Raw genomic sequence first — 10,310 nt, forward strand, 5'->3', positions numbered from 1 at the left:
CGCGGATACCGCATCGCCCGACACGAAGCTCTCCTCGACAATCTGACGCTTCGCCTCCGCACTGAACCGGCGACGCCGGCCCGTGTCCACGATCTCCAGAAGCTTGAAATCATTCTTGGTCGTAGTGGTGTCCATACGACCTGTAATCATTCCTGGCGCCGATGTTCACAAGGCGGCACTCCTCGGAGGCGTACGCTAAGGCCGTTTGAGAGGCGTGACTAAATGATCCGGGGCATCGCCTCCAGACCGTTCCTCTCGAGAATGCGATTGTCAACAATCGGAAGCCGCCGGCTTCTGTCTGGAAGCAGGAGCCGGCTGTGGTATCTATGCTGTGTATAACGGCAGCGGCCATGTGGTCCTGGGGATGCAGCCATTCCTATCTCGGCTTCCCTGAAAAGGTGGCGCAGTTTATAAACGCCAAGAGCTTTGAACGTGTAAACTCGGCCACCACCGTTTCACTCAATCGGGATGTCCGCCTTTTTCGCGATGTCGCGATGTGCAAACAATTGATTAGGCACTGCTCCCATTTGTTGAATTGACCCTTAGTCATTCCTGCTGGTTCTCTCTTCCTGCGATAACGTCGGCAGCTCGCCTGACGAGACGCCAGTTTTCCCAGGGGGAACCAACATGTCGGAGATTCATGGCAACATAACAATTGCGTTGAACGGTTCGTCTGCGTTCACCGTTGGCAACGACACTTACACCTGGAGTGGAAGCAATCTTTTCTTCGTTGACGTGTGGTCGCCCGATGTCGGTTCCAACTACGTTGCCACCGTCAACCTCACTGGTTCGAATTGGAATGCGGGTCTGCTTCAGTTCAATTCGCTCGGCACCTTGAAGACAGTCGTCAACGATTCCATAAACGGATCGAATCGCTTCATCGAACATATGCTCTTCCATGATGAAGGCGGCGTCACCCTGACCTTGAAAAGCACGTCCGTTCGAGCAATCACCGGCGGAATGGGCGATGACGTGGTAACGTTGGGGACGGGATTTCATCGGACGGTCGATCTGTTTGATGGCAACAATACCCTGAAAACCGGAACGCAGTTCCTAGCATTCGCTGCCATGGGGAGCGGCACTGACACGATTGAGGTTGGGGTTGGCGGCGCCGGTTCACTCGAGTTGGGAAGCGGTACCAATACACTGAAATCAACAACGGGCTTCGTGCAGTCGGCTTTCGGCTATGAAGGCAATGACACATTCACTATTGGCGCTGGTGGGGCCGGTTCGCTCCGCCTCGGTTCAGGTACAAATAAGGTAGTCGCGACAGGTTATGTCGACACCATCTATGCGTATGAAGGTGTTGATACGATCACGATCGGATCGTCGGGCGCCGGGCTGATAAACCTTGGGGATGGAACCAACACGGTGAAGGCGACGGGCTTAATCGATGCGATTGTAACGGGTAAAGACGACGACGTCGTCGATCTCACCGACGTGGGGTCAATTAATCTCAGACAGGGCAATAACACGATCAACGTCTCCGGTTATGCCGACTCAATCGTGACTTACGACAACGACGATACGGTTACCGTTGGTAAGGGTGCACGCCTCGTCGCCCTTGGCAAAGGTAACGACAATCTCACGCTCGGCTCCGACTACGTCGATGCCGTAACGATGGGCCAGGGCAATGACACCGTCAATGTAGGCACCTTCGGAGTGCGCGACCTTTCGCTGGGTGCCGGCGACGATACCGCCATACTGCAAGGTTTATCGGACCCGGCAGAATTCATCCGCCTCTCCGGCGGAGACGGGGTCGACACGCTGAGTTTCGCAAAGTTCACCGCGAATCTCAGCGTTTCGCTCGTCAACGGCGGTGTTGTTACAAGCGCTGGGGAATTCGCATACGGCGGCGGGTTCGAGAATCTATCCGGCGGCACAGCTAACGATACGCTCACCGGCAATGATGGCGCCAACGTCCTCTTTGGTGGCTTAGGTAACGACATTCTCGTCGGCGGCAACGGCGCTGACCAACTCAGCGGCAGTTCCGGCGTTGACACTGCAAGTTATGCGGGCGCGGCGGCCGGTGTCATTGTTAATTTGCTTGACCCCACGAAGAACACTGCCTCCGCGCAGGGGGATACCTACACGTCAATCGAGTCGATTACCGGATCGAGTTTCAACGACACGCTTGTCGGAAATAGCGGTAACAATCGGCTCGCAGCCGGCACCGGCGTCGACATCCTGACCGGTGGCGACGGGCTAGACTCGTTCCGATTTAATAGCGCGCTCAACGCCTCGACCAACTCCGACAAGATCACCGATTTCAAGGCCGCCGACGACACAATTGAGCTTTCGAGCGCTATATTTCAGACGCTCGCCGTAGGTGCATTGGCAAGCTCCGCCTTTCGCGCGAACACTACAGGCCTCGCTGCGGATGCAGATGACCGTATCATATATAATACCACCAATGGTGGACTGTATTACGACGCGGATGGCAGTGGCGCCGCCGCTCGGACTTTGTTCGGCGTATTAACGGACAAGGCAGCAATAACGGCGGCAGACTTCTTGATCTTTTGACCGATGCTCTCGACTCGGAGAGCGTATCAAAAAGGGCAGCCCGGCTATCTTTCAGCAGCTAGGCTGAAACCTCCCGCCCCCGAACCAGTAAAGCACGAACAGGAAGGCCCACCAACACGATTGCGATAAACGGCAACCAGCTTTCCACCTGTGGCATCCAAGACAGCGCCGCGTTGTCGAGCATAGCATCTGCCAGAAGTCGCTTCAGCCGGGTGTTCTCGTCCTCCAGCGCCTTAAGGCGCCGCGCCTCGGAGACGTCCATCCCGCCGAAGCGAGCCTTCCAGTTGTAGATCGAGGCGTCGCTGACCCCGTGCTTTCGGCACATATCAGCGACCGAAACCCTGGCCTCGTGCTCCTTCAGAATTCCAATGATTTGCTTCTCAGAGAAACGGCTGCGCTTCATGTCCTGGTCCTCTCCATGGGCCAGAACGAACTTCAATCCGGATTAGATCGCGGGGGCAACGTCACAAAGCATAGCGTTTAATGCGCCGGATGCCATGCCGCGCCTTGGCCGAACGGCTGCCGACAGGCGGTGCGTAGGAGGCGACAGCCTCATCTGAATTCTTCCACAAGCTTGCTGGCTGCTTGAATATCGTGGGTAGCGAAACCTTCGCGGAATTTGCCTATCGCCTGCCGCAACAGCTCAAGAGCCTCCGCTCTTCTGGCCTGTCGCATAAGCAACCGTGCCAAACTCATCGCGGCTCGCAGAGCCCACGAATCAGCGTGCTGGTCTTGCGAAAGGGCTAAGGCGCGCAGGAACTCTCTCTCCGCTGCTGTTGCGTCTCCAGCTATTAAGTGGATCTCACCCCTAAACCGAGCCAGTTCGGCCATGCACCAGCGTTCCTCTTGCAATACGGAGCTTTCAATCGCCTGAGCGATTGTCTCTTTCGACCGCGCGACCTCGCCCGATTGGCCGAGAGCGAAGGCCAATTCCCCGAGGAAGTAGTTGTAAGGGACCAGAAAATTTCCTGGCGGCATCTGATGGAGCGCCTCCGACAACAACTGGGCGGCGCTCGAATACTCCCCTTTCTTGCTCAGGAGTACTCCTCTCCAACACCTGCCGAAGATATCCCAGGGCCCTTCGGGATCACATACGGACTGATCCAGCAGTTCCTTTATGTAGTGGTTTGCGGTGTCGAGCCTGCCGAGAAGAATCGCCAAGTGGCAGGATGAATAGGCTAGCGCGTCCATGATCGTTAACGCGTGCTCGGTTTCTTTAGCCCTCGTCAACGCCGCTTCGGCCATAGCCCACGCGCGATCAGGGCACCCCACAAACCATAGAACTTTCGCTAGAACCGTTCCTGTTACGGTGTGCTGGTTGAGCCTGTAACGCAGGAGATGGCGTCCAGTCTCAAGCTTCTCTTGCGCTGCCATTGCTCGTTCCAGCAAAGCCCGCGCGGCCTGGAAATCTCCTCGATAGTAGAACACCATGCCCGTTAGACGCTTGCCGAGGGGAACGTCCGCTGGATCAGGTGAAGTTCGCGCAATGCCGGTAAATTCGACCGCTAACTCTTCGGCAAGTGGGATATCGCCATCACCAAGGGCGTTCGTCCAAAGCCCTCTGATTGCGCGCATTTTGTAATCATTGTCGCCGAGAGCGCGCGCAATCTGCAGGACACGAGCCCAAGCCTTATTTGACCTGGAATCGAAACGGTACGACAGAGAATTTCCTAGAGCTGAAAACAATTGCATTGCTTGGTGCGAACTCTGATGTTCTGCAGGATTTAACAGACCAACAGCAACCTCCACCCGCTGGCGGCACTCTTCATTGAGCGACAAACGCAGCCAGATCGGAATGCCAGTGACGGTCAGGTCAATTGCAAGTTGCCGGTTGCCATCGTCCGATGACGCCCAATCCAAGGCGAGCCGGAGATTTTCGATCTGACGGCCGTAAACTTGGTGCCAAGCCGAATCGGAATGAGTATCGGCATTGACTTCCGCTGGCAGGAGCATGTCTCGAAAATGCGTGGCGTGCCGCTCTGCAACTCGATAGAACTCTCCGCTATCGATTAGCTTCTTCCTCGCATATGCGCGTGTCGATTCAAGCAACCGGTAGGACACTTCTTCGCCCACGAGGCTTGCGGTCACGAGGGAGGCTGACACCAGGGCGGCCAAATGCTCGGCAATCGCGGGAGCCGGCATCAAACTATCCGCGGCTAACGCGACCGCTGCGTCGATATTGAATTCACCGGCTAGGACAGACAAGCGTCGAAGCAGGGTGCGCGTGGCCTCGGGGAGGAGCTCGAAACTCCAATCGAACGTCGCATTAAGTGTCTGGTGACGGGCCGGTGCGGTGCGGTGACCGCTGGTAAGAAGTTGAAAACGGTCGTTGAGACGCGCTGCTATCCCGTGAACTCCAAACTTGTCAGCACGGCCCGCTGCCAACTCGATTGCCAGCGCAATTCCGTCAAGACGACGGCAGATTTCGCACACTACCGGCGCATCATTGTCGGAGAGGACAAAGGAGCCGAATGCGGCTGCCCGATCTGCAAAGAGTTGCACCGCCGAAAAGGCCAGCGCCTGTTCTGCGGTGAGGTCCGAGGCGGCAGGCACCTCCAGCGGAGGTATGCGCCGGACGTGCTCACCACGGGCGCGAAGCGGTTCACGACTCGTAGCAAGGACGTGCACAAGCGGCGCGCCTTTGCAGATTTCCTCTGCGATTTTCGCGGCGACCTCGATGACATGTTCGCAGTTATCCAGAACAAGAAGCATTGCCTTTTGCCGCAGCATCGCGACCAGCGCTGAAATGATGTCCCCGGAGTGGACAGCATGGCCAAGTATCGAAGCCAGTGTATTCGGAACTAGCGCTGGGTCGGCAATCGGTGCAAGATCCAGAAAAAAGACTCCATCACGATAGGATGAGCTTAGAGTGGTTGCAGCCGCGAGTGCCACCGTGGTTTTGCCTATGCCGCCAGGGCCAACAAGGGTGATGAAACGCCGCAACATCAAATCGGAGGCGACTACCGCAATCCATCTCTCACGCCCGAATACCTCCGTGAGCAGTTGAGGCAAGTTGCTCGGAGCGGCAGTTGCCGCCTCAGGAGGCATTTCCAATTGTGGCGGCAGGCGGGATACCGGAGCAACGAAGCTATACCCTCGACCGGGGATATTGACGATCAAGCGTTGCCCGTCTTGACCGTCTCCCAGAGCTTTGCGGAGCGCGGCAATGTGAACGCGCAACGCTCCATTCTCAACAAATACACCTGGCCAGACCTGCGCGAGGAGGTCCTCGCTGCTGACGACGGTACCAGACCGGCTGACAAGCGCAATCAAGACATCGAATGCTCTACCGCCTAGGGCGACACGCTGCCCGGCCCTTAAGAGCGTGCGGCCGGAGGGCAACAGCTGAAACAGTCCGAAAGCCAGAATCTCATTCCCTGGCATCAGCGTCACGAGCGAGCCCGAGCTTTGTCCTGGCTGCTTCATAAAAGGATCTTTCGGGGTTGGGCAAGAACGATCTTAACAGATCGTAACACTTCCTAACACCGATCGAAGCATGGTTCGGGCATAGTCCGGCAACACGCAATCTGACCGGCGATGATGGAGGATCCACAATGCCTGAACATGTCAGCGCCCGTTTTCACAGCGGGTCGATTGCAAACAACCTGCCTGAGCGCTCCTTCACCACCCGCCGGAATTTGATAGCGGGAGCGGCTGGCGCCCTCGCGGTTGCCACCATGCCAAGTAGCAGTTTCGCTGCTGACCAAGCTTCGGCATCTCATCCAAAGCTATCCAACTCTCCCGAAGGAGGACAGGGAATGATCACGACCAAAGACGGCGTCGAGATATTTTACAAGGACTGGGGCGTCGGGCAGCCAATTGTCTTCAGTCACGGTTGGCCGCTTTCGGCTGACGACTGGGACGCCCAGATGATGTTTTTCTTGGATCGAGGCTATCGCGTTGTCGCGCATGATCGCCGCGGCCATGGTCGCTCCTCACAGGGGGCCGATGGCCACGACATGGACCATTACGCCGATGACCTTGCCGCGGTTATCGCCCATCTCGGTTTGGAGAATGTGATTCATGTGGGGCATTCGACCGGCGGTGGAGAAGTGGTGAGGTACCTGGCGCGTCACGGTCAGGATCGCGTGGCGAAAGCTGCGATCATCAGCGCTGTGCCGCCCATCATGGTGAAAACTGCGTCCAATCCAGGTGGGCTTCCGAAGGAAGTGTTCGATGGATATCAGGCTCAGCTCGCGGCCAATCGCGGTCAGTTTTATCTCGATGTGGCCTCCGAGCCATTCTACGGGTTCAACCGGCCAGGGGTCAAACCGATCGAGGGCTTGATCCGTAACTGGTGGCGGCAAGGCATGATGGGCGGGATCAAGGCACACTACGATGGTATCGTGGCCTGGTCGCAGACGGATTTCAGGGAAGATCTGACGAAGATCACTGTTCCAACGCTAGTTATGCACAGCGAGGACGACCAGATCGTCCCTTATGCTGATGCCGGGCCACTCTCCGCAAAGCTTCTCAAGAACGGCGTGTTGAAGACCTATAAGGACTTTCCCCACGGCATGCCGACGACGCACGCCGAAACCATCAATGCTGACCTGCTCGCCTTCCTGAACTCGTGAGCGAAGCCGGAGAGCAGTTCGCGGTAGTATGGCCAATAGAAGGTAAGCGACAAGGCGCGTCTATCTGAGCGCCAACCGCCGCCGTCCACGCCGGGATGTGTGCCGCCGCGCGCATCTCGGGAGCGGCTGAACAATCGCGTGTCGGCAGGTGTTTGGAAGAGGCCTCGAAATTCAGTTCGCCGGAGGGTGGATTTTCATGACACGCAACCAGCATCTTCTGACCCGCCGCGGCTTTTGCATGTGCTGCATCGCCAGCTCGGCCGCCGCCTCGATGGGCGGGTGGCTCTCACCCCGCGATGCTTACGCGGAGGCACGCGGCCTTGTCACGTTTATCAAGGACAGTGCGGCTTCATCCCCGATCGTCATACACAGACTGCATGGCAACGTCAGTGTGCTGGAGGGCTCCGGCGGCAACGTTGCCGTGCTCACCGGAAGCGAGGGTAAAGTCCTGATCGATGCGGGAATAGGTGTGTCTCAGCCTCAGGTGAGCGAAGCTCTATCCCAGCTCGGTCCAGAGCCCATCACACACCTGATCAACACGCACTGGCACTTCGACCACGCTGATGGGAATACCTGGCTGAACGCAGCGGGCGCCAAGATCACAGCGCATGCCAACACGCTCAAGTATTTATCGCAGGTCCAGCGCGTCGAGGACTGGGACTATAACTTCCTTCCTCTCGCGCAAGGCGGGCTTCCCAGCGAGGTCTTCGAGGAAGCGCTCGATCTCAAACTGAACGGTACATCGCTAGCCCTTAGACATTTTGCTCCGGCTCATACAGACGGCGACATTTCGGTCAGCTTTGCCGAATGGGACATCGTTCACGTCGGCGACATCTTCTGGAACGGTGCGTTCCCCTTCATCGACTATTCGACAGGTGGTAGCATCGACGGGACGATTGCCGCCTGTGAGGTGAGCATCGCGGCGGCAACCGAAAAGACGCTGATCATCCCGGGTCACGGCAGGCCCGTCAGCAACCGCTCAGAACTTAGCGATTATCGCGACATGCTTGTCGCGGTTCGGGAAAAGGTCGCGACGCTGAAGCGGCAGGGGCGAACCCGAGACGAAACAGTCGCCGCCAAGCCCACTGCGCCCTTCGACGCGCGTTGGGGCAACTTCGTCATTGATGCGGGCTTGTTCACCCGCTTGGTCTACGAGGGCGTTTGACTATGGGCAAACTTGATGGAAAGGTCGTCGTTATTACTGGCGCAACGACTGGTATCGGCCTTGCCACCGCGACGCGTTTTGCTTCCGAGGGAGCCCGGTTGTTTATCACCGGTCGACGCCAAAAGCAGCTCGACGAGGCCATCGATTTCGTCGGCAACGGTGTTCGGGGCGTCCTTGGCGACGTAGGCAATCTTGCGGATCTCGACCGTCTGTACGCGATCGTGAAGGACGAAGCGGGGTCGATTGACGTGCTCTTTGCTAACGCCGGAGGGGGTGAGTTCGCTGCTCTGGGCGCGATCACAGAAGAGCATTTCGATGCGACCTTCCGGACGAACGTGAAGGGAACTTTGTTCACGGTCCAGAAAGCGCTGCCCCTTCTCAAGGATGGAAGCTCCATCATCCTCACCGGATCGACAGCCGGTTCGACCGGGACGCCGGCGTTCAGTGTCTATAGCGCCAGCAAGGCAGCCATCCGAGCGTTTGCGCGGACCTGGATCCTCGATCTGGCCGACCGGAAAATACGCGTCAACGTTCTCGCGCCGGGCAACACATCCACTCCGGGCTGGCATGGGCTTACGTCGTCGGAGCAGGCGCATGATGAAATGCTCCGCGCTGCAGAACAATCAATTCCGCTTGGCCGACTAGCCGACCCCGCTGAAATTGCTAGAGCAGCCCTATTTCTCGCTTGGGACGACAGCAGCTTTGTCACAGGTATCGAGTTGTTCGTCGATGGCGGCTCGGCGCAAATCTAGAGCGCGCACCGTTGACCGCGCTCACGCTTGAATAAGCGGAGGTTGGCATGAAACCCCTCTCTGGGAGGCTCCTCGCGATGACTATCGCTGCTTTCGCCACCACAGCCGCTCAGGCTCAGAGCGTCCGCGACGTCATTGGCCCGTCGCCGCTTGTCGCAATTGAAGACGAGCCGCCCGCCGAGTTGTTCGTTGATCCGCCGCTTCCAGAGCAGCTCGAGAAGGGTCTTGTCTTTATCCAGTACCGTACCGAAAACCTGCGCGTCGTGCCGGTATTCGGCGCAGGAGCACTCGATGTCTCTCCGCGCATTGGTCATGTGCATATCACCGTGGACGATGCGCCCTGGCATTTTGTCGATGCCACTGGCGAAACCATTATCGTTGTCGGGCTGCCTCCCGGGCCACACAGGGTCTTGGTCGAGCTCGCAGACCCTATGCATCGCGTCATGGGCAGCCAGACGGTTAGCTTTGAAGTTCCGTGAAGGAACTGAGGCATTGGGGGGACCGTGTCCTCTGGTTCAATCCGAGGCCCGTTGACCCGTCCCGACGCTCGAGCCGAAAGGCTCCGTAGGTTTTATCGCTTTCGTCGGCACCTCAACCAGGGAATGCATCGCCTGGGGGCGCAAATTGGCGGTCGACAGTCTTGGTACCGTGGAGAGCTGCCTCTTCAATTGGGGGTCCCTGCTTACACCGAAATGGCAATCTGGATTATCTCGCGCAAACAATGGCGTAGGGTGCCAATTTCATCTCGTCCGGCGCGCGGATTATAATGCGCCTTCAACGAAGCGCGACGAGCAAAAGCCCTGACGCGGCATCGTGCGGGCCTCCCCGAGGGGCGCATTGCAGATAGGCAGATAAGGGGGCCGGCTGCCGACAGTCCGGCTCTGGGTATCACCAGACGGTAAGCTGCCTTTCTGCGTCCGACCCCATTGTCGTAAGCGCCCGGTTATGACCCGGGCTCTTGTGGGCTGCCGTTTTGGCTGTCGCCGCGATTGGCTTTGTGCTCGCGGATGAAGTCGATCAGACTTTCGAGTCCGAAGTCTGTGAAGGCGGGGATCTGCTGTTCGTCGGGCCCGTAGACCCAGAGGCAGCCGTCCTCCGGTTCCATGTCGACATAGACCTCCCACAGTAGGTCGGCATCCTCGCCGAGCATGTCGGCGACGAGTGGGAGGGTGTAGACCCGGGTGATCGCAGCCATGGTGTTAGGCCGCCAGTCTGGTGTCGGATCGGGTGCGCCAGTTCCAGGGGAGAAGTTCGTCGATGCGATTGACCGGATGGTCGCCGACGCGGCCGATC

General features: G+C 58.0%; 7 protein-coding genes and 1 pseudogene. 5 read left to right on the plus strand and 3 right to left on the minus strand.

From position 1 onward, the window contains the following. Positions 1-627: 627 nt before the first annotated feature. Positions 628-2,523 carry a calcium-binding protein gene (locus ABMA59_RS36520; RefSeq protein WP_349010235.1) on the plus strand — a complete coding sequence of 632 codons (1,896 nt, stop codon included), beginning with the start codon at positions 628-630 and terminating at the stop codon, positions 2,521-2,523. Positions 2,524-2,686: 163 nt separating this feature from the next. Here the strand turns inward: ABMA59_RS36520 and ABMA59_RS36525 are convergent. Both ABMA59_RS36525 and ABMA59_RS36530 read right to left on the minus strand, forming a co-directional pair. After that, positions 2,687-2,926, minus strand: a pseudogene (locus ABMA59_RS36525) (transposase); the annotation flags it as partial. Between the two features lie 149 nt (positions 2,927-3,075). Then, positions 3,076-5,949, minus strand: a complete 2,874-nt coding sequence (locus ABMA59_RS36530) for an ATP-binding protein (protein ID WP_349010236.1) — start codon at positions 5,947-5,949, stop codon at positions 3,076-3,078. Positions 5,950-6,281: 332 nt separating this feature from the next. On the opposite strand from ABMA59_RS36530, the gene ABMA59_RS36535 reads away from it, so the two are divergent. The 4 genes from ABMA59_RS36535 to ABMA59_RS36550 all read left to right on the plus strand — a co-directional run bounded on the left by ABMA59_RS36535 (position 6,282) and on the right by ABMA59_RS36550 (position 9,496). Further along, on the plus strand, positions 6,282-7,100 hold the full coding sequence (locus tag ABMA59_RS36535; protein WP_349010241.1) for an alpha/beta fold hydrolase: 819 nt from the start codon (positions 6,282-6,284) through the stop codon (positions 7,098-7,100). 196 nt (positions 7,101-7,296) lie between these two features. After that, the gene (locus ABMA59_RS36540; protein ID WP_349010237.1) at positions 7,297-8,265 is read left to right on the plus strand and encodes an MBL fold metallo-hydrolase; all 969 of its coding nucleotides are present in this window, start codon (positions 7,297-7,299) and stop codon (positions 8,263-8,265) included. Between the two features lie 2 nt (positions 8,266-8,267). Beyond that, entirely contained in the window at positions 8,268-9,017 is a 750-nt protein-coding gene (locus tag ABMA59_RS36545) for an SDR family NAD(P)-dependent oxidoreductase (RefSeq protein WP_349010238.1), read from the plus strand. 77 nt (positions 9,018-9,094) lie between these two features. Then, positions 9,095-9,496, plus strand: a complete 402-nt coding sequence (locus ABMA59_RS36550) for a DUF6130 family protein (protein ID WP_349010239.1) — start codon at positions 9,095-9,097, stop codon at positions 9,494-9,496. Positions 9,497-9,960: 464 nt separating this feature from the next. On the opposite strand, the gene ABMA59_RS36555 is transcribed toward ABMA59_RS36550, so the two are convergent. Beyond that, on the minus strand, positions 9,961-10,212 hold the full coding sequence (locus tag ABMA59_RS36555) for a hypothetical protein (RefSeq protein ID WP_349010240.1): 252 nt from the start codon (positions 10,210-10,212) through the stop codon (positions 9,961-9,963). Positions 10,213-10,310: the final 98 nt, after the last annotated feature.

This window comes from Mesorhizobium yinganensis, assembly GCF_040081985.1.
In the GTDB taxonomy this organism is placed as follows: domain Bacteria; phylum Pseudomonadota; class Alphaproteobacteria; order Rhizobiales; family Rhizobiaceae; genus Kumtagia; species Kumtagia yinganensis.